The sequence below is a fragment of the Cupriavidus taiwanensis genome (assembly GCF_900249755.1).
GTDB classification, from domain to species: Bacteria; Pseudomonadota; Gammaproteobacteria; order Burkholderiales; family Burkholderiaceae; genus Cupriavidus; species Cupriavidus taiwanensis_D.
In genome coordinates this window covers 1,073,322-1,090,983 of the sequence record NZ_LT976854.1, presented here as the reverse complement: position 1 = coordinate 1,090,983, position 17,662 = coordinate 1,073,322, and the positions used below count along the sequence as shown (strand labels likewise).

The 17,662-nt window shown below is 68.0% G+C and carries 17 protein-coding genes; 5 read left to right on the top strand and 12 right to left on the bottom strand.

The window, feature by feature from the left end; translation table 11 throughout:
• Positions 1-2 precede the first annotated feature (2 nt).
• The 10 genes from CBM2594_RS20740 to CBM2594_RS20695 form a co-directional block, all read right to left on the bottom strand.
• Positions 3-767, bottom strand: a complete 765-nt coding sequence (locus CBM2594_RS20740; protein ID WP_116358663.1) for a thioesterase II family protein — start codon at positions 765-767, stop codon at positions 3-5.
• Positions 768-769: 2 nt separating this feature from the next.
• On the bottom strand, positions 770-991 hold the full coding sequence (locus CBM2594_RS20735; protein WP_116358662.1) for an MbtH family protein: 222 nt from the start codon (positions 989-991) through the stop codon (positions 770-772).
• Between the two features lie 215 nt (positions 992-1,206).
• Positions 1,207-1,623: an SRPBCC family protein gene (locus tag CBM2594_RS20730; protein WP_116358661.1), complete on the bottom strand. Its 417-nt coding sequence runs from the start codon at positions 1,621-1,623 to the stop codon at positions 1,207-1,209.
• A 260-nt stretch (positions 1,624-1,883) separates the two neighbouring features.
• Positions 1,884-3,992: a BCCT family transporter gene (locus CBM2594_RS20725; protein WP_116358660.1), complete on the bottom strand. Its 2,109-nt coding sequence runs from the start codon at positions 3,990-3,992 to the stop codon at positions 1,884-1,886.
• Between the two features lie 166 nt (positions 3,993-4,158).
• Positions 4,159-4,935 (bottom strand): HpcH/HpaI aldolase family protein, encoded by a 777-nt coding sequence (locus CBM2594_RS20720; protein WP_116358659.1) that lies wholly within the window; start codon positions 4,933-4,935, stop codon positions 4,159-4,161.
• Positions 4,922-6,154 carry a type III PLP-dependent enzyme gene (locus CBM2594_RS20715; RefSeq protein ID WP_116358658.1) on the bottom strand — a complete coding sequence of 411 codons (1,233 nt, stop codon included), beginning with the start codon at positions 6,152-6,154 and terminating at the stop codon, positions 4,922-4,924. Before CBM2594_RS20715 ends, CBM2594_RS20720 begins: the two co-directional genes overlap by 14 nt.
• Positions 6,151-8,007, bottom strand: coding sequence for an IucA/IucC family protein (locus CBM2594_RS20710; protein WP_232346698.1), 1,857 nt, complete (start codon positions 8,005-8,007; stop codon positions 6,151-6,153). The genes CBM2594_RS20715 and CBM2594_RS20710 overlap by 4 nt, the downstream gene beginning before the upstream one ends.
• A 34-nt stretch (positions 8,008-8,041) precedes the next feature.
• A complete protein-coding gene (locus CBM2594_RS20705) occupies positions 8,042-9,217 on the bottom strand; it encodes an MFS transporter (RefSeq protein WP_116358657.1) in 1,176 nt (391 codons plus the stop codon).
• Positions 9,214-11,031, bottom strand: a complete 1,818-nt coding sequence (locus CBM2594_RS20700; protein ID WP_116358656.1) for an IucA/IucC family protein — start codon at positions 11,029-11,031, stop codon at positions 9,214-9,216. Before CBM2594_RS20700 ends, CBM2594_RS20705 begins: the two co-directional genes overlap by 4 nt.
• A complete protein-coding gene (locus tag CBM2594_RS20695; protein WP_116358655.1) occupies positions 11,028-12,233 on the bottom strand; it encodes an ATP-grasp domain-containing protein in 1,206 nt (401 codons plus the stop codon). Before CBM2594_RS20695 ends, CBM2594_RS20700 begins: the two co-directional genes overlap by 4 nt.
• 377 nt (positions 12,234-12,610) lie before the next feature.
• Between CBM2594_RS20695 and CBM2594_RS20690 the strand changes: the two genes are divergently transcribed.
• Complete coding sequence (locus CBM2594_RS20690; RefSeq protein WP_232346697.1) at positions 12,611-13,096, top strand: helix-turn-helix transcriptional regulator; 486 nt, start codon at positions 12,611-12,613, stop codon at positions 13,094-13,096.
• Positions 13,097-13,138: 42 nt separating this feature from the next.
• On the opposite strand, the gene CBM2594_RS20685 is transcribed toward CBM2594_RS20690, so the two are convergent.
• The gene (locus CBM2594_RS20685; protein ID WP_116358653.1) at positions 13,139-14,527 is read right to left on the bottom strand and encodes a 3-deoxy-D-arabino-heptulosonate 7-phosphate synthase; all 1,389 of its coding nucleotides are present in this window, start codon (positions 14,525-14,527) and stop codon (positions 13,139-13,141) included.
• An 89-nt stretch (positions 14,528-14,616) separates the two neighbouring features.
• Positions 14,617-15,018: a helix-turn-helix domain-containing protein gene (locus tag CBM2594_RS20680; protein WP_116358652.1), complete on the bottom strand. Its 402-nt coding sequence runs from the start codon at positions 15,016-15,018 to the stop codon at positions 14,617-14,619.
• Positions 15,019-15,142: 124 nt separating this feature from the next.
• Between CBM2594_RS20680 and CBM2594_RS20675 the strand changes: the two genes are divergently transcribed.
• The 4 genes from CBM2594_RS20675 (at position 15,143) to CBM2594_RS20660 (ending at position 17,154) form a co-directional block, all read left to right on the top strand.
• Positions 15,143-16,240: a replication initiation factor domain-containing protein gene (locus tag CBM2594_RS20675; RefSeq protein ID WP_116358651.1), complete on the top strand. Its 1,098-nt coding sequence runs from the start codon at positions 15,143-15,145 to the stop codon at positions 16,238-16,240.
• 3 nt (positions 16,241-16,243) lie between these two features.
• Positions 16,244-16,561: a hypothetical protein gene (locus CBM2594_RS20670; RefSeq protein WP_116358650.1), complete on the top strand. Its 318-nt coding sequence runs from the start codon at positions 16,244-16,246 to the stop codon at positions 16,559-16,561.
• Positions 16,562-16,676: 115 nt separating this feature from the next.
• On the top strand, positions 16,677-16,925 hold the full coding sequence (locus CBM2594_RS20665) for a hypothetical protein (protein WP_198048181.1): 249 nt from the start codon (positions 16,677-16,679) through the stop codon (positions 16,923-16,925).
• 40 nt (positions 16,926-16,965) lie between these two features.
• Positions 16,966-17,154 carry a major capsid protein gene (locus CBM2594_RS20660; RefSeq protein ID WP_198048180.1) on the top strand — a complete coding sequence of 63 codons (189 nt, stop codon included), beginning with the start codon at positions 16,966-16,968 and terminating at the stop codon, positions 17,152-17,154.
• The last annotated feature ends 508 nt before the right edge of the window (positions 17,155-17,662 follow it).

The following is a 17,662-nucleotide window of genomic DNA, read 5'->3' as shown; positions in this document are numbered from 1 at the left end:
GGTCAGGCAGGCAACGGCGCGGCGGCTGCCGCGGGCGAGGGCAGCTCTGAGCCGGCGGCCGGCGCTGCGTTCAGGTAGGCAATGAGCCGGCCGACCACCTCGGCCTGGCTGTCGTGCAGGAAGAAGTGCCCGCCGGCGAACCAGTCGAGGGTGTGGCCGGCGCGGGTCTCGATCGACCAGGCGTGCAGATCGGCCGGCGCGATCGGGTCGTGCAGGCCGGCAAACACGTGCACGGGCACGGGCAGGGCCGGCACGTCGCCGCGCCGGAAGCTCTCGCACACGCGATAGTCGGCGTCGAGCACGTCGAGCGTCAGGCGCAGCAGCTCGGCATCGGCAAACACCGCTTCGGGCGTGCCGCCGTGCTTGCGCAGGTCGGCGCTCAGCGCGGCATCGCCGCGCAGCGCCGCCAGCCGGCCGGGATCGCGCCGGATGGGCGCGGCGCAGCCGGATACCACCAGCCGCTGCGGCAGGGCATGGCCGCGCTCGCGCAGCAGGTGGCACAGGCGCCAGGCCAGCAGTCCGCCCATGCTGTGGCCGAACAGGACGTACGGGCCGGCGCGGCGCTCGCGCTGCCGGCACAGGACGTTGGCCACTTCCTCAGCCAGCGCCTCGAAATCGCGCAGCAGCGGCTCGTCGAGCCGCGCACCGCGGCCCGGCGGCTCCAGCGGGACCAGGCCGATTTCTGCCGGCAGCAGGCGCCGCCAGCGCAGGTATGCGGTGGCGCTGGCCCCCGCGTAAGGCAGGCAGAACAGCTGCAATGGCGCCATGGTCAGGCGCCCGCCTGCGCTTGCGCCTCCATGAAGCGGCGCAGGCTGAGCGGACGCATGTCCACCCAGGTGCGCTCGATATAGTCCAGGCAGGCCTGCCGGCTGCCGCTGAACCCAGCCGCCCGCCAGCCGCCGGGCACGGCCTTGTAGTCGGGCCAGATCGAATACTGTTCTTCGTGGTTGACGAGGACCAGGAAAGTGGCGTCGTCGCGGTCGAAACTCATGGCGGGCTCCCGTTCGGTACAAGGTGTGTGGCGCCATCTGGCGCATCACCCTGTTGGACGAAGGCGGAACGGGAATATTTAGGCGGGAAGGGTGGCGCGCTGGCGGGCGGCCACCCGGGGCGGGGCCAGGGTTCCTGGCCCGCGCGGGGAAAAGAGTCAGAAAGCCGGATCATGCCGCGACCTGGCTGGCCAGGCCGCGACCAAAGTGGAAGGCGTTATGCCCGGGCCTCGATGAAATCCTTGAACCGCTTCAGGTCGCCCTCGACCTTGCGTTTCAGCACGCCGGCAGCATCGCCGACCGCCTCGACCACGCCTTCGGTTTCGTAGTTCATGCGCACCGACACCCGGGTCGCGCCCGCATCCAGCGCTGTGAAATTCACCTGGCCCGAGTTCTCCGCGCCGGCGACGCTGCGCCAGGCGATGCACTGGTCAGGGACATTCTGCGTTATCTCGGCATCCCACTCCTTCTGCTTCCCGCCGACCTCGGCGCGCCAATGCAGGCGACGATCATCGAGCTGCCTCACCTCTTCCACGCCGTCCATGAACCGCGGGAATTCCTCGAACCGGGACCATTGCTGATACGCGACCTGCACCGGCACCCGGACGTCAATCGACTCTTCGATGGTTGACATAGCACCTCCTTTTTTCAAAAGGCGGGCGAACCGGTGCAAATCTCGTTCCAGACGCGTGGCGCTGCGCCAGCCGCTGCCGGAGCGAGCGTGGCGGCTGCGGTGCAGAAATTACGCGCAGTGCTGCAAGAACAGGCCGGGAATACCGGACACCGTTGGAACCGCGACGTGCCGATGCCGCCACACGCGGACATTGGCGTGGGATCGAGGGTCCTCGACCTGGCCAAGAGGAGGAGGGCAGTGAAGCTACCCGCCCGCTCCCCTCATTCCTCTTCACCGGCCAGCGATGCATGCCCGGGCGCACGCCGCAGCAACTGCGTGCGCCGGTCGGCGGCCAGCGACAGGTAGCGCTCATAGTGGCGCAGGATATCGGCGATGATCTCTTCCTGCCGCAGGTACTGGATGTCGTAGCCTTCGCGGCCGTCCTCGAAGAACGTCACCGGGGCATAGGCGTGCTGGCGCCGCGCCTCCGGCTCGGCCGCCTCGCGCACCAGGAACGAAGGCAGCGCCTGGCGCCGGCAATGCACGCCGTAGACGAAATCGCGCATATCGGCCACCGGGATGGTCAGGCGCGCGCCCGGGCCGCCCGGCTCGGTGGGCTCTGTACCGTCCGCGTGCAGCAGCACCGCGCTGGCAACACCGCGCCGCTCCAGCTCGGCCGAAACGTCGCGCATCGCCGCCACCACCGGGCCTTCGATGAACTGCCGCACGTCGGCCTCGGTGGGCTGGTGGACGATCTGCGCCAGCCGGCGGCGCCAATGCTGGCCGCTCCAGAAGCTGGTGGCGGGCGCCAGTTCCTGCGACGAATGCGCCAGATCCGCCTGCAGCCCCTGCCATAGCCCGTAGCACAGCGCCAGCATCACCAGCGCCACCGGCAGCGCCGCCACCAGGGTCATGGCCTGCAAGGCCTTGAGGCCGCCGGCCACCATCAGGATGGCGGCGGTCGCGCCCAGCACCGCCGCCCAGAACAGCCGCTGCCATACCGGCGAGCCGCTCGCGCCTTGCGAGGCAATGGTGTCGATGACGAAGGCGCCGGAATCCGCCGAGGTGACGAAGAACACCGCGATCAGCACGATCGCGAGCCACGACAGCGCCGTGCTGAACGGGAAATAGCCGAAGAAGCGGAACAGCAGCGCATCGACATTGCCGGCCGCCTGCGCCAGCGCGCCCGCGGCGCCATGCATGTCGAGCCAGATCGCGGTATTGCCGAAGGCCGTCATCCACACCAGGTTGAACGCGGTCGGCACCAGCAGCACGCCGATCACGAACTGGCGAATGGTGCGCCCGCGCGAAATGCGCGCGATAAACATGCCGACGAACGGCGACCACGAGATCCACCAGGCCCAGTACAGGATGGTCCAGTCGCCGAACCAGCCGGCATCGCGCGTGGGCGCATAGGCATAGGTGCGCAGCGACAGCCCGACCACGCCGGACAGGTAGTTGCCGATGTTGTCGCTGAGCGCGCGCAACAGCGTCACGGTCGGTCCTTCGACCACGACAAAGGCCAGCAGCACGAATGCCAGCGTAAGGTTCAGCTCGGACAGGCGGCGCACGCCCTTGTCGAGACCCGTCGCCGCCGAGATGCCGGCCAGCGCGACCACCACGGCCACCAGCCCCACGCGGAAACCCGCGCCGCTGGTATCCCAACCGACCACCTGCTGCAGCCCTGCGCTCAACTGCAGCACGCCGTAGCCCAGCGTGGTGGCAATGCCCGCGATGGTGCCGACCAGCGCGAAGGCATCGACCGCATGCCCGGCCACGCCGTTGATGCGCTGGTGCAGCACCGGATAGAGTCCGGAGCGCATGGTCAGCGGCAGGTTATAGCGAAAGCCGAAGTACGCCAGCACCAGCCCCATCACGCCATACACGGCCCAGGCATGGAAGCCCCAGTGGAAGAACGTCATCAGCATGGCCTCGCGCGCGGCCGCGGGCGTGCCGCCCGCAACGGTCGGCGGCTTCAGGTAGTGCTGCATCGGCTCGCCCACGCCGAAGTACATCAGCCCGATGCCCATGCCCGCGGCGAACAGCATCGCAGTCCACGAGACAAAGCTGAACTCGGGCCGCGCATCGTCCGGCCCGAGCCGGATGTCGCCGAAGCGGCTGCCCGCGACCAGCACCAGGAACAGCAGGAAGATGGTGACCGTGATGGTGTAGAACCAGTCGAAGTGGCTCGTTACCCAGGCCTGCGCCTGCGAGAACATGGCATCGGCCTGGCGCGGATACGCGGCGCAGAACACCAGCAGCAGGCCCACCGCCAGCAATGCCGGCACGACCACCTGGGGCTTGAGCGTGGTGCGCGGGCGCGCGGGGGCCGGGCCTGAGGTGCCGGACGTGCCGGACGTGCCGGGCGCGGTTGCGTGCGGGTCGTTCATGCAGGCTCCTGTCGCGTTGTGCCGGCTTGCATGATGCCAGAGCGCGGTGGCAACGCATACCGGCCGTTGCCTGGCGCAGTCCGGCGTGGGGTGCGCCATCGCCGGTCCGGCGTCATGCAGGTTCGGCCGTGCGCCCGCTATGTGCGGGATGCCGGCGCTTCATGATTCAACATGAGCGTTCGCGCCGGTAGCCCGCCACCAGTTGCTTCATGGCGCGGAAGGCCGTGGCACGATCGTCTCCCAGCAGGAAGGCGCGCACGCCTTGCTCACGCCATTGCTCGCATTGTCCGGCCGCGCGCGGAATGGCGCAAAACGGGACGCCTCGCGCCTGGCAGGCCTGCGCGATGCGGCGGATCGCGGCCTGCACGGCAGGATGCCGGGCGTCGGCGGGAACGCCCAGGCTTTGCGACAGGTCGATCGCGCCCTCCAGCACCATGTCGATGCCTGGCACGGCAACGATCTCCTCGATCGCCTCGACGCCTGCGCGGTCCTCGATCATGGCCACCACCATCAGCTCGCGGTTGGCCCGCTCCATATACTCCGGCAAGGTCAGCGTACCGAAGCCGGTGGTCCGGCCGCCGGCGATGCCGCGCTTGCCGAGCGGATGGTAGCGCGCGCTGTGGACCGCCAGTTCGGCGGTCGCGCGGCTGCACACGTGCGGCACCACGATGCCCTGCGCGCCGGCATCCAGTACCCGCAGGATGATGTCGGGTGCGGCCCAGGGCACGCGAACCAGCGCGGTGGTGCCGGCGCATTCCGCGGCGCGGACCATGTTCTCGAGCGTCTGCGGGTTCACGCCGACATGCTCGAGATCCAGGATCACGAAGTCGAAGCCGGCGTAGCCGATCATCTCGGTCATCAGCGGCAACGGCAGCGAGTTGATCAACCCGAACACATCGCGCCCGGCCGCGAGCGCGGCCTTGAGCTGATTAGGCTGCAGCATGGGCGTCCTCCACCGGCAGGTAGCAGTGCCGGGGGTGCGGGTGGCGCAGGAAGTCGTGGTGCGAGATATGCCAGGCATAGGCGCCGGCATAGGGGAACACCACCAGGTCGCCGGCGCGCACGCTGTCGACGTACGCGTCGTGCGCGAGGATGTCCTTGGGCGTGCAGAGCTGCCCGACCACGCTGACGCGCGCCCCGCGCACGCCGGGGCGGGCGAACGGATAGCGCCAGGACGCCACCGGCAGCACCCGGAACGGGTGGCTGTGTCCCTGCGCATAGGGTGTGCGGAAGTGGTGCGTGCCGCCGCAGGCCACGGCGAAGGCGCGGTCGAAGGCGTGCTTGACGTCGATCACCTCCATGGCGTAGTAGCCGCAGAACGCGGTGATATAGCGTCCGCATTCGAAGCGCACGGCCAGCCCGTCGCGCTGTGCCGACAGCGCCGGCAGGCCCTCGGCAAAGCGGGCCCAGTCGAACTGACGTTCGGGCTCGCGGTAATTGACGCCGATGCCGCCGCCGACATTGACCTGGTCCAGCGTGTCGAGCCCGTATTCGGCGCGCCAGCGCCTGACCTGCTGCAGGTAGGCAGCGAGCAGGCGCAGGTGCGCGGCGGCGTCGAGCTGGTGCGACATCAAGTGGAAATGGAAGCCGCGCAGCCGGATTTCCGGGTGTGCGCGCAGCCATGCCAGGCATGCGGGCAGCTGGTCGCCGGCGATGCCGAACGGCGTGGGCTTGCCGCCCATCATCAGCGTGGTGGCCTGCAGGCGCTCGACCGCCAGGTTGACGCGCAGCAGGACCGGGGCAGTGACGCCGCGCTCCCGCGCGAGCCAGGCCAGGCGCTCCAGCTCATGCAGGCTTTCCACGTGCAGCGCCTCGACCCCCAGTTCCAGCGCGCCGGCCAGCTCCGCATCGGTCTTGCCGGGGCCGCTGAAGATCAGCGGCACCCCGGCAAAGTGCTCGCGCACCCAGGCCAGTTCGCCGCCGGAGGATATTTCGAAGCCGTGCGCCAGCGGCGCCAGCGTCTGCAGGATCGGCAGGTCGGAGTTGGCCTTGATCGCGTAGAACAGCTCGAAACCCGGCGGCAGGCTGCCGGCAATGGTGGCGGCGTGCGCCCGCAGCGCTTCGAGGTCATAGACGTAGGCGCTTAAGGGGGCGCCTGCGTTGGCGAGCGCGTGGTGCAGGTGCTCGGCGACGTGTGCCCAGCGCAGGGCGGGGGCGGTCATTGCCATGCCGCCTCCATGCCGGCGAACGGGATCGGATTGGCGACGGGCACGTAGGTCGAAGCGCGGTCGGCGCGCTGGAAGAAGCGGTTGCTGAAATTGGTCTTGGCCGGGAACGGGCGGCCGGCCAGCACGCCGTTGATGCGCCGCGCCGACGCCGCATTGCCGTGGCGATGCTGGTAGGTATGCAGGTGATGGCGCACCACCGACCACAGCCGCGCGGTCATGACCTGCCTGCCGGCACCGAGCTGGGCGATCACCTCGCACAGGTTGTTGACGAACAGGCAATAGGCGACGCGGTTCCAGCCCTGTTCCTCGTCATACCACAGCGACGTCCGGGCGCGCTCGCTGATCCCGGACATGGATGACGCGGGATGGCGCGAAGGCGTCAGCTTGACCCCCTCGAAATCGCGCAGGAACAGCTGCGCCGGCATGTCCTGGCGCAGGCCCAGCACCACATTCTGCAGGTGCGGCTCGAAGATGACGCCGTGCGCGAAGAAGAGGTGGAACACGGGGTAAATCAATTGCGCCACATAGGCGGAGAACCAGCGCTCGGTCATTGCATCCACCGTGGTCCCCGCCCGCGCGGCGAGCGCCGTGAGCAGCCGCTGCATGCGGGCCTCGCCGTAATAGTGGTTGCCGAACAGCGAGCCGGCCAGCAGCGGCACGCAGTCGGGCGCGCGCAGCGTATCCACGCTCTGGCGCAGGATCAGGCCGAAGCCTTCGATGACCTGGCGGTTCTGCTCGATGTCCGCGTGCCTGAGGTCGACCGACAGGAACGCCGGCTCCTCCATCAGCGCCAGGCCCGGGAACTGCCGCGCCAGCTCCGGCAGCAGCGGACGCAGCACGCGGTTGACGTGCATCGCGCTCTCCAGCTCGTACCATGCGTTCTTGCGCACGCAGTTGGTAATGCGGATGTTCAGCGACAGCTTGTAGAAGTACGGATTGCCGGGCTGGTACAGGGTCCGGATCGATGAAGTGGGAAAGAAGTCCGCGCCCTGCGTGCCCAGGTCCTGCATGCGTCCGCTTGCCAGGGCATCGCGCACCAGCGGATGCTCGCGCAGGTAGCCCGCCTGCCAGGGATGGACCGGCACCGCGACGCGGTCGGCGGATACGGCCGGGGCATTCGCGGCGATCAGCTGGTCGCAGCTGGTGTCGAGCAGCGACTGCTGCGCGATGTCGTCGCGCGGCACCGCGAACCAGGCCAGCGCAAAGCGCGTGCGCAGTTCCGGCGAGTAGCGCAGCAGGTCCGCGTCGGAGAAACCCTGCCGGCTTTTCGGCGTGGGATGGAAGGGGTGGCCGAAGGTCAGCGATTGCTCGGAATCGATATAGGCGTCGACCGGATCGGCCGGGATGGCCGCCGGTACCGGCACGGACAGCACTTCCGTGCTGACGGCGACGCTGTTGCGGATCTGCTCCATCAGCTCGGTGTTGGGCGGCAGTTCGTGCTGTTGCGCCATCTCGCGCAACAGCAGCGCGGCCAGTGCTTCCCAGTCGAGCAGCGCCCACGGCTTGTTCTCGGCCTTGTGAAAGACCGGCGACAGGTAACGGTAGTTGCCGGTCAGCCAGGCCCCGCCGACCACGGCCAGCAAGCGGTCGTGGCTATGCGGCAACTGCACTTCCAGCACCTGGGCCGGTGCGCGCTGCAGGGTCATGGCGATGGCCGCGGGCCAGTCGCTCTGTGCGGCGGGAGGGCCGATCCGCAACTGGCCGGCGGGGGCCGCGACTTCGCGGCAATAGCAGTTCAGCAGCGTCTCCTCGCAGCGCCGCGCGGCGGCGAGTGCGGCGAGTGCGGCCAGTTCTGCCAGTTCAGCAGCCGGGCGGCGCGCCCCGGCGTCTTCGATCTTGCCTTGCATTTGCATTGTCTTGTGACCTCGTTCTCGGGAGGGATCAGAGCGGACTCATCCGCTGTCGGGCGGTAAGGACCAGGTAGGCGACGGCCGGCACCAGCAACGCCGCGCCAAGCAGGTAGGGCGCACGCTGGCCGGCGAGGCTGACCGCGGCGCCGGCGCCAAGCCCGGCCGCGACGCCGCCCCATTTCGAACTGCTTTCGAACCAGCCGAAGGTGCGGCCGGCGTTGCCCGCGTGCACCACGCTGGCGACCAGCGCATGCAGCGCGATAAAGCCGGCCGTCATGGCAATGCCCATCAGCAGCCGCCAGGCCACCAGCGCCGGCAGCCCCAGCGGCGCGGCCTGCGCCAGCAGCGCGACCGCCAGCGTGCCGTAGGCTATGGCAAGCAGCGACAGCGACGGCGTCAGCCCGAGCCACCTGGACAGCAGCGGTGCCGCGGCCAGGTAGACCAGATGGGGAAGCCCGAACAGAAGCCCGGCGGTGGCCGTGGAGATCGCGGGCATGCGGTGCTGCAGGTCCGGGATGAAGTAGGGGAACGTCGCCACGGTGGCAGACACGAACGCGAGCTGCAGCACGTAGATCTGCCCCGGCGTGGCAGGCGCCGCCGTGCCGGCGCCACTGATACGTGCGGCTGGCCGCTTCGCCGCGCCGCTGGCGTCGCCCGCGGGCAGCCAGGCGATCAGCGCCGCGGCGGCCAGCGGCAGCAGCGCCAGCCAGCGGTACAGCACGATCGGCGATTCGGCCCCCATCCATAGGCCCAGGCAGGCGGGCGCCGCCACCAGCGCGGCGCGCGCGGACCACTGCATTGCCGTCAGGCTGCGCGTGAGGGTGGTGCCGCTGGCGACCGTGGCCAGGTAGGCGTTGGACGCCGAGAACGTCCCGCCCAGCACGCCCTGCAGGACCAGCGCCGCCAGGAACGCAGACGAGCTGGTCGCATAGCTGGCGAGCAGGAAGCTTGCCGCCAGCCCCAGTTGCGCGCGCATCAGCAGCGGCTTCTTGCCGAAGCGGTCTGCGAGCCGGCCCCACCATGGCGCCGAGATCGCCGCCAGCAGCGTTGGCACCACGTAGAACGCGCCCGCGAGCCACGGCACGTCGTTGTGCAGCGAGCGCTGCAGGATCAGCGCGAAAAACGGCGGCATGCCCAGCGCCGCAAAGGCGGCGATGAAATGGCACAGCATCACCACGGCCACTACCTGCCGCGTGCCGGCGCTCATGCGGCCACCCTGAGGAAATTGGGGGCACGCTTGCCGTAGAACTTGTTGACGTCGGTCGCGCCGGTCTGGGCCTTTTCCGCCAGCGACGCGGCCGTCAGCAGGTACTTGAGGTGCAGGCGGTCGTCGTCGAGCAGCACCTGGTGCGCGAAGGCGGTGTCTTCGCCCGCGGCGGCCAGGTCGGCAAGGACGGCCTCGACGTGGCGGCGTACGCGCGCGTAGCCGGCGGCGGGGTCGGTGCCGCGACGCTGCGCCAGGCCTTCCACCAGCGCCGCGATGTTCAGCTGCAGCGTGATGGTGACGAACATCTGCGCCAGCGGCAGCGCCGCGTCTACACCGATGCGCTGGTCTTCCAGGCCTTCGAGGCGCGCCGCCAATGCCGGCCAGCGGCGCGCGAGCGTGGTGCGGTCGATGCGTGCGGCATCGTTGTCCTTGAGCATCAGGCGCAGGCCGTCGGCGCCGTAGACCAGCATCGAGTTCTGCTGGTTGGATTCCAGCGCCACGCCATAACGCAGCCACAGCGTCAGGTGCAGCTGCAGGGTCAGCGCCAGGTAGGCGTCGAGCCAGGCGTCGAGATCGCCGCCGTGATAGCGGCCAGCGAGTTCCTCGGCCACGCACAGGCCACTGGCGGTTTCCGCGAGCAGGCCCGCTACCGCGACCACGGTCTTGTCCGCCAGCTCCGGCTCGGGATAGCGGCGCAGGATATAGCCGAGGAACGGCCGCTGGTCGACATGGGCGCCGTTGGCTTCGTCGGTCAGCAGCACCTGCCCGTGCAGGCCGGGTTCCTGGCGGACAATGTCGCCAAGCAGGGTCTGGATGCGGTGGCCGTCGCCGATGGTGCTGGGCTTGATGGTGCGGATGTTCTTGGCGCCCAGCGTGCGGATCGTCAGCGGCAGCTTGATATGCCATGCCGGGGCGTCGAGCACGACCAGCGAGCGCACCGACAAGGTTGGCGACACGCGCAGCCAGGCGCGCGGTGCGCGGATGACCTGGCCGTCAAGCCCGGCGTCGGCCAGGAAGCCATCGAGGTGATGCTGCCAGACGAAGGGATGCACCGGCACCAGCGCATGCGAGCGGGCCAGCGCGGGATCGAGGCCGACATCGGCGAAACCCGGCCAGTTCGGCGGCAGCGCGTCGCCGCTGGCATGATGGCGCGCGCGCGGGACCGCGAGCCAGTTCAGTGCGAACGCCGGCTGGAACTCTGGCGCGTAGCGGGCCAGGTCGGCAGCGCCAAAGCCCAGCTTGGCACGCGCGGTGGGGTAGTAGGGGTGGTCGAGGAAGCCCGCGACGCGATCGTAGTGCAGCATGCGCTGGTTCCAGGCGGGCAGCGCGTGGCCGCCAGCGCTGTCGGCCTGCGCGAACCAGCGCGCGCGCTCGGCCATCGCGACGGTGCGATGCTCGGCCGCGGCTCGGCATTCGTCGATGTAGGCGGTGAACAGGCGCGCATCTTCCTCGGGCAGGCCGCCGGCAAATGCGGCCAGGATGGAGTCGACTTCATGCAGCGCGGCGAACGCGCCGTCCGCTTCGCGCAGCACGGGCAGGCGGGTCAGGCGCCATTCCTGCATGTAGCGCGTGGGGGTTACCGGGACCCACAGCGTGCCGGCGCCAAGGTGCGCGACGCGCAGCCACTGCTGGCCGGCGTCGAAGCCGTGCGCGGCGCCCGGTACCGCATCACCGCCGTGCAACGCGCCACGGCTGACACAGGCGCGGACGTCCTCGCGCAGCAGGGTGTCGACGACGCGAACGCAGATATAGCCCACATCGGCGTCGGCAGCGATGGCGGACCGGGACGGCTGGTCGGGCAAGCGGGCGCTCATTGTGCGATCTCCCAGGCGAGCTTGCTGCTGGCCAGTTCCACCGCAGCGGCAAGACCCGCGCTGTCGGGGCCGCTGCCGCGCAGCACGCCCAGGTAATCCTTGTTGGAGTTCGTCAGCTGGATCGCTTCGCCCACCTTGCGCAGGGGCTGGTAGGTCAGCCGCACGCCGTCGCCTTCATGCTGGCTGTGTGCCGGAGCGTGCCGCAGCGTGCCTTCCGCCTGCGCGGTGAAATAGCGGATCCAGGCCGCCCGCCTCGGCACCTCGAGCGCCGGCAGGGCCTCGCCCAGGTGCAGGCGCAACACCTGCTCGAACAGCGGGAACTGCAGGGTGTCGGACAGCAGGAATTCGCGGTAGTCGCCGATGCTGCGGTAGTTGATCTCGATAAGCCGCGGGCCTTGCGCGGTCAGCACGTATTCGGTATGGCAGGCGCCGAAACCGATGCCGAAGCGGCGGATGGTGTCCAGGACTTCGGCTTCGACCGAAGCGGGCAGGCCGGTGCCCCATACCGCTTCCAGCTCAACGAAGTACGGCGGCGGCGACAGGGTCACGCGGAAGCCGCCGAGCGCGCGGAGTTCCTTGCCGTCGCCCAGCGTTTCCAGCGTGTACAGCGGGCCTTCCAGGTATTCCTCCAGCAGCAAGACCTGGCCCGGGTGCCGGGCCCAGATCGCGCCGCAATGCTCGGCCAGCTCGGCGTGGCTGCGCGCCAGGCTGACCTGCTGGCTGGCGACGCCTTCGCGCGGCTTGACGATGCACGGCATCGGCACCCCGGCAAGCGCGGCCAGGCCGGCGCTGTCGCAAACGACCGCGTGCCAGAGCGTGTCGATGCCCGACTCTTGCAGGCGCCGCCGCATCTCCGCCTTGTTCTTGGCCGCGTAGGCGGTGCGCCAGTCCTTGCCCGGCAGTCCAAAGTACGCCGCAGCGATGGCCGTGGCCGCCTGCAGGTGATCGCTATTGGAAAACACCGCCGCAGGCTTGCCACCGCGGCGCGTGATGGCATCGATCACCGCCAGCGGGTTGAAGACATCGCACGGGACGATGTCATCCGGGTAGGCGGGCAGGCCGGCGCCGGCAAAGTGTGCGCGATGGGCATCGGCGCAATCCGTCAACAGGACGACGGAGCGCCTGAGCGCACGCGCCGCCGGCAGGAAGCCTTCGTTGACGGCGGGGGTCGGTACGTGGGCGAGTACGAAGATCTCTTGCATGAGTCGGGCCTCAGTTGGATGTGCGGGGGAGCGCAGTGAGCAACGCAATGGGTACGAAGCGGTCGAATCATGCTAATGCGACTCATTCTCACACTCAACGCGGTCCAGGCCCGTGAGCGGCATCTGCCATGGCCGTCCAGGCCCTTTGTTCCGTATTCAGGTGCTATCTACGACACATCGCGCGGCCCGGGACATCTGCCCGGTATGGGAAATTGTGCGAAGAGAGGCACCTAAAGCGGCAAATTCGTCGCAACGAGGTCTTGGCCGGTAACTGAGAATCAGTTACATTACGCGTCCGCCGTGATGCTCGATTTTTCCCAGCCGGCACGTCAGGCTGGACCCGAGACCGAACGCCTATGCCCCCAAAGTTCCTGCTCATGCTTGCCGTCTTCCCGCTTTATCAGGCATGGGACCTGTACCAGCTTGTCCACAGCGGGCCGTCATTCCACTTCTATGCCGAAACCGCGGCAACGATCGCGTTCCTGGTGATCCTCGGCATCGTGATCCGTGAGCGGCGGCGCGCCTTGCACGCGGTCGAAACGCTCAAGCATTCGGCTGATGCCGCCGTTCGCGCGGCGGCCGAACGCGACGCTGCGGCACAACGCTCCACGCGCGACTTCCTGCAATCGATGCAGGAGCAGTTCCAGCGCTGGGGCCTGACCCCGGCCGAAAGGGACGTCGCATTACTGCTGGTCAAAGGCCTGTCGCTGGAAGAAATTGCCGGCGTGCGCGAGACCGGCGCGAAGACGGTGCGGCAGCACGCCGCCAATCTTTATGCCAAGGCCAAGGTGAGCGGACGTCATCAGCTGGCGGCATTCTTCTTCGAAGACCTGTTGGCGCCGCGTCCTGGCGGCGGAGCGTAGGTCGACCATGCCGGCGCGCGCCCTGGTTCGGCCATGCCTTGCCTACACAACGTCCAACAAGTCGTCCGGATGCACCATCAGTTCACGGACCTGTCGCAGCGTCGCGTACTGGTTGAGCACGGCACGCCAGCCGGGCGCTTCCAGCAGCGCCACCCAGACCGGCTCGAGCTCGCGCGCGTCGGCAGGCGTGGGTCCCGTCAGGGTGGCGGCGAAGTCCAGCGTCGGCGCGGCCGACAACAACTGCATCCGGCTGGCGGCGCTGAGCAGTCGTGGTGTGGGCTCGGCCGGCGCGTCGCAGCAATAGAGCACCGTGCCGGACAGGGCGGCGGACGCAGAGGGCAGGGCACGCAGGGCGGCGCCCCGCAGGGGCACTGTGCCTTGCCGGGTCGCAAACGAATAGACGTCGTCCGGGTCCGCCTGCGCGAGCAGGCGCAAGCCGCGCAAGAGCCGCGGGAAGTCCGTGGCGGCAGCGTCGACCGAAGCCTTGACCTCCACCAGCAGGCACACGTCCCAGGCCGGCGCGGCGTCCGCCGCGGCAGCTTGCCCGAGCAGCACCGCATCCCATTCGGTCTTGGCGCGTTCATGCGCGGCCGGGATCGCGGCCGGTACGCGCATCGACGTCACCACGCGGTAGGGTGCCGATGCATCCCTGTCGGCGTTGAGCCGTTGCGCCAGCGCCTGCAGCGCCCGCGTGGCCAGCGCCTCCGCAGCCTCGCCACGCCGCCGTGACGACCGGCCCTGCGCAACCGCGCCAGCGCTGCCCGAGCGCGGACCATACCGCTCCCACAGCGACCGGTACTGCGCGACGAGCGGGTCCGATGCCAGCCTATCGAGACGCCGCAGCCGCGCCAGGGCCGGGTGTTCCAGCAGTTGGGTCAGGCCGCGCGCTGCCGGCGTTGCGTCTGCTAGCGCGGGCGCCTGCTGCATCTCCAGCAGGCGCTGCGCGGCGTCGTGCAACTCGTTCCAGGCCGCGGCGCCGGCGCATGCATGCAGCTGGGCTAGCGCCTCGCGTTGCGGCCCGGGGCCGAGGCGTTGCTGTTTGCCGGGATGCGCGAGCGCATTGACGGCGGCGTGAATGGCGCGGCGATCCTGGTCAGCGCGCGCGGACAGCGACGCGTACTCCCGCACCGGCGCGGCCCGATGCCGCAAGACCATGGCCTGGAACACCGGATCACCGCTATCCGCATGCATCGCTTCGCGCACCATGCGCGCGAGGGCGCCGGTGAAGCGGTCTTTCAAAGCTGCATCGGGCATCTCGCCACGCTGCAGTAAAGCGCGCGCCTGTTCAATCACGAGTGCCAGCGTCGTTGCCGGGCTGGCATCCGCGGCTGGCGCGGAGTCATTGCAGAGTTCCGGCAGGCGATAGCGGCGCGGAACGGTGCGCAGTGTCGCATCGAGCAAGGGGTGTTGGGGCGGCGTGGCCTTGTCCATGTCGGGGTGAATCGCATGAATCAGGCCTTCAAGTTTCGGCAATGTGGGGCGGGTTGTACAAGGAAGCGGTTGGCGCGCGCTCTGGGGGCTTATTTCCTTGATTTGACATAACACATAGACTTGGCAACCGAATCGGCGCCAGTGCTGGCTTGTGCGGCAGAAGGTGTCACAAAATTTGTGACACTAGCGACCAGAACGGCGAGGGTGGCGGGGGCCGCTGCCTGAGCCATCCTCCGCGAAAAAACCTCCCACAGGGATCGCTGGCCACAGCGTTCTGCTCGATCCATGTCGGCAGCCATGATGATCGGCAGAGGATCGCTCATTTCCAGTGCCTGGGCGATGTGCAGGCACGCTTCGTTGTCCGGCGTCCGCTTGCCGGTCCGGTATTGGCTGACCGTGTTCTGGCTCACGCCCAGCATGCGGGCGAGAGCCGAGTCGCTCTTCAGGTCGTGACGCTCGATCACGGCATCTAGATATTTTTCCACGCGCATTGTCTACCCCTCGGAAGTAGTACATCAAGCCATCTCACGTGAGATTACTATCTCGCGTGAGATTGGCATCTCGCTTGAGATGACGACCGAATGATAACGGGTAAACCGACCGGGGGGTCAACCAGTGGCACGTCGCGTTGTTGCACGACCTAACCAAGAGTACCTGGCGCGGGAAGGCCGGGCGGCCGGCGCGGCGGCGCGCAGCGACGCCGACCGGGCGGCCGGTTCCCCCCGTCCGGTAATACGGGGGGAAAGTGCTAAACGCGAGGCACAGCAGACGATCGTCGATTGGTTGTCCTTTACCTTCCTGCCGGCCGCTGGCGTCGGCCAGGCGCTGGAGCAGCTTGCCAAGTACTTCCACCTGTGGTTCGCGGTGCCGGTGACGATGCTGCCCAGCAAGCGCAGGGCAGGGCTGCGGGGCTACGAGGCGAGCACGGATGTGCTGGCCTACATCAACGGCGAGACGATGAAGCTCGCTTCGGTCGGCTGCGGTGGCGACAACGTGGGCGGCACGATGATGGTCGACATGTCGGGCCACGGCTGTGCGGTGGTGGACGACTGGGACGCGGTCTATGCCACGGTGCAGGACCTGGACGCTCGCATTACCAGGTGCGACCTGGCGCGCGACTTCTGCGAAGGGCAGGTGAGTGTCGACCAGGTGGAGCAGCTCTACTTTGCTGGCGAGTTCAACGCTGGCGGGCGCATCCCCAAGTACAAGAAGATCGAGAGCGGGGTAGCGGGCTTCGGTGCGTGCGGCGGGCGCACGCTGGAGATCGGCAAGCGGGTCAACGGCAAGATGCTGCGGGCCTATGAGAAGGGCCGCCAGCTGGGTAAGCAAGACAGCGACTGGTTGCGCATCGAGATCGAGTTCCGCAACAAGGATCGTGTGGTTGACCACCGCATCCTGGTCGAGCGCGATCGATATTTCGTGGGTGCTTACAAGGCGCTCGAACAGTTCCTGCAGGCCGATCCGCTCAAGTGCGCGACCGACCAGAAAGAAGCCGTGGCGCTGCATGACGAGATTGTCCTGGAGCGCAAGCTGGACCATGTCCAGTTCCAGTTCGGCAAGGCGATCAAGTACGCCAAGGACACCAAGTATCCCAACGACGCTGCACTGACGATCCGGATCAGCCGACAAGGCGTCCCGGCGCAGCTGCATAAACCTGCTCTGGCGCGGCACGTGTATGGGGGGCACGAACCTCCCCCGACCTGTCAGGAGTGAACTATGGAAATGATCGCACGCATCACCATTCGGGGCGCCAAGTCCTGGGTGGGCACGATGGATGGCAAGTCGCTGGACACCGGCAAGGTGTACGCCGATGTGGAGCTGCGTGGTGAGGACGCAAAGGGCTGCTGCACGCAGGAGCTTAAGTGCGAGAACTCGGGGGTGGTCAAGTCGATCATCAACAACCCTTTCCCGTTCCTGGCAGAGGTAACGATGATCGAGACCAGCAACGGCAAGGACGGTGGCGACCAGAAGGTTATCACCGGCATCAAGCCGCTGCAGCGGGTGGTCGAAGACAAGCCGAAGCAGGCCGCGTGATGTTCGCGCTCTGGCTGCTGTCTTTCGTGTCGGAACGGGCTGCCGTCGAGCTGGTGCGTCGGCGTCGTGCTCGGGCCCTGTACGCGGCCTACGTGGCAGCGGGCCGGGGCTGATCATGGCGCTGTGTGTCCAGGTCGAGGCAAGTGGTGCGGTGTCGGTGGTCAACCCGCAGCCTGCGGACCTGAGCACCTGCGCGTACCTGGTTCAAACGTCGGCGGAATACCTCAACAATCCGCTGGCGTTGAGTGCGGCGGATGGCGGTGCAATCGGCTCCGCGATCTTGCTGGTTTGGGCGGTGGCGTATGCCATTCGCTCGGTTCTCGCGGCGCTTGCCTCGGGTGATCAAGATTCGGCATCAAGCTGAAAGCGTGCCGGCGCGATCCGGTATTTTCGGGAGAATCCTCATGAAGTACGTTCGCAAGCTGGGCTACGCGGTTCCTCTGATGGTTGCTGGTGCGGCCCATGCCACGGTGCCGACCGAAGTGACCACGAAGCTGGCCGAGGCCGCTACCGACGCCGCTGCGGTGGGCGCCGGCATCATTCTGATTGTGCTGGCCGTCAAGGCGGTCAAGTGGCTGCGCTCGGCCCTGTAACGCTCGCGTTGCAGGTCTGGGCCACCGATCTGGCAACAGTCGGGGGCGCGGTCTTGCTGATCCGCGTCGCTATCAAGGTTGGTTTTTGGTGGCGGTCACTGCGGTGATGCTCGGGGGGCTGCGGCCCCCCATTTTTTTCGGGGGAATCATGGGGATTTTCATTGTGGTTGCGATTGTGGGGGCGGCATGGATCATGTTCACGCATCGGTGAGGGGGCTTGTCTATGCGCTATTACTTCTCTCGCTCGCTGGCTGCGCGGCAATCGATACGGCACCGCCGGGTTCTTGCGCTACTGGCGGCTCTCATTGTCTGTGGCCTGAGCTGGGCTTCTAAGGCGCATGCTGCGGCGCCGTCCGTCTCGGTCTGGGTGTTTCAGGGCCATACCGGTGGCTCCAATCCTTATGCGTTAAGCGGGGCTGAGCTTTGTACGCTTCCTAAGGTGCAACAGGCTAAGCCTGATGCAACGGCGATTGTTAGCTATAGCTCGGGGGTGTTTTGCACGTTCCGA

Bases quoted from the DNA above. Each gene is read 5' to 3' on its own strand.
- CBM2594_RS20740 (WP_116358663.1), bottom strand. From the start codon at position 767: ATGGCGCCATTGCAGCTGTTCTGCCTGCCTTACGCGGGGGCCAGCGCC.
- CBM2594_RS20735 (WP_116358662.1), bottom strand. From the start codon at position 991: ATGAGTTTCGACCGCGACGACGCCACTTTCCTGGTCCTCGTCAACCAC.
- CBM2594_RS20730 (WP_116358661.1), bottom strand. From the start codon at position 1,623: ATGTCAACCATCGAAGAGTCGATTGACGTCCGGGTGCCGGTGCAGGTC.
- CBM2594_RS20725 (WP_116358660.1), bottom strand. From the start codon at position 3,992: ATGAACGACCCGCACGCAACCGCGCCCGGCACGTCCGGCACGTCCGGC.
- CBM2594_RS20720 (WP_116358659.1), bottom strand. From the start codon at position 4,935: ATGCTGCAGCCTAATCAGCTCAAGGCCGCGCTCGCGGCCGGGCGCGAT.
- CBM2594_RS20715 (WP_116358658.1), bottom strand. From the start codon at position 6,154: ATGACCGCCCCCGCCCTGCGCTGGGCACACGTCGCCGAGCACCTGCAC.
- CBM2594_RS20710 (WP_232346698.1), bottom strand. From the start codon at position 8,007: ATGCAAGGCAAGATCGAAGACGCCGGGGCGCGCCGCCCGGCTGCTGAA.
- CBM2594_RS20705 (WP_116358657.1), bottom strand. From the start codon at position 9,217: ATGAGCGCCGGCACGCGGCAGGTAGTGGCCGTGGTGATGCTGTGCCAT.
- CBM2594_RS20700 (WP_116358656.1), bottom strand. From the start codon at position 11,031: ATGAGCGCCCGCTTGCCCGACCAGCCGTCCCGGTCCGCCATCGCTGCC.
- CBM2594_RS20695 (WP_116358655.1), bottom strand. From the start codon at position 12,233: ATGCAAGAGATCTTCGTACTCGCCCACGTACCGACCCCCGCCGTCAAC.
- CBM2594_RS20690 (WP_232346697.1), top strand. From the start codon at position 12,611: ATGCTTGCCGTCTTCCCGCTTTATCAGGCATGGGACCTGTACCAGCTT.
- CBM2594_RS20685 (WP_116358653.1), bottom strand. From the start codon at position 14,527: ATGGACAAGGCCACGCCGCCCCAACACCCCTTGCTCGATGCGACACTG.
- CBM2594_RS20680 (WP_116358652.1), bottom strand. From the start codon at position 15,018: ATGCGCGTGGAAAAATATCTAGATGCCGTGATCGAGCGTCACGACCTG.
- CBM2594_RS20670 (WP_116358650.1), top strand. From the start codon at position 16,244: ATGGAAATGATCGCACGCATCACCATTCGGGGCGCCAAGTCCTGGGTG.
- CBM2594_RS20665 (WP_198048181.1), top strand. From the start codon at position 16,677: ATGGCGCTGTGTGTCCAGGTCGAGGCAAGTGGTGCGGTGTCGGTGGTC.
- CBM2594_RS20660 (WP_198048180.1), top strand. From the start codon at position 16,966: ATGAAGTACGTTCGCAAGCTGGGCTACGCGGTTCCTCTGATGGTTGCT.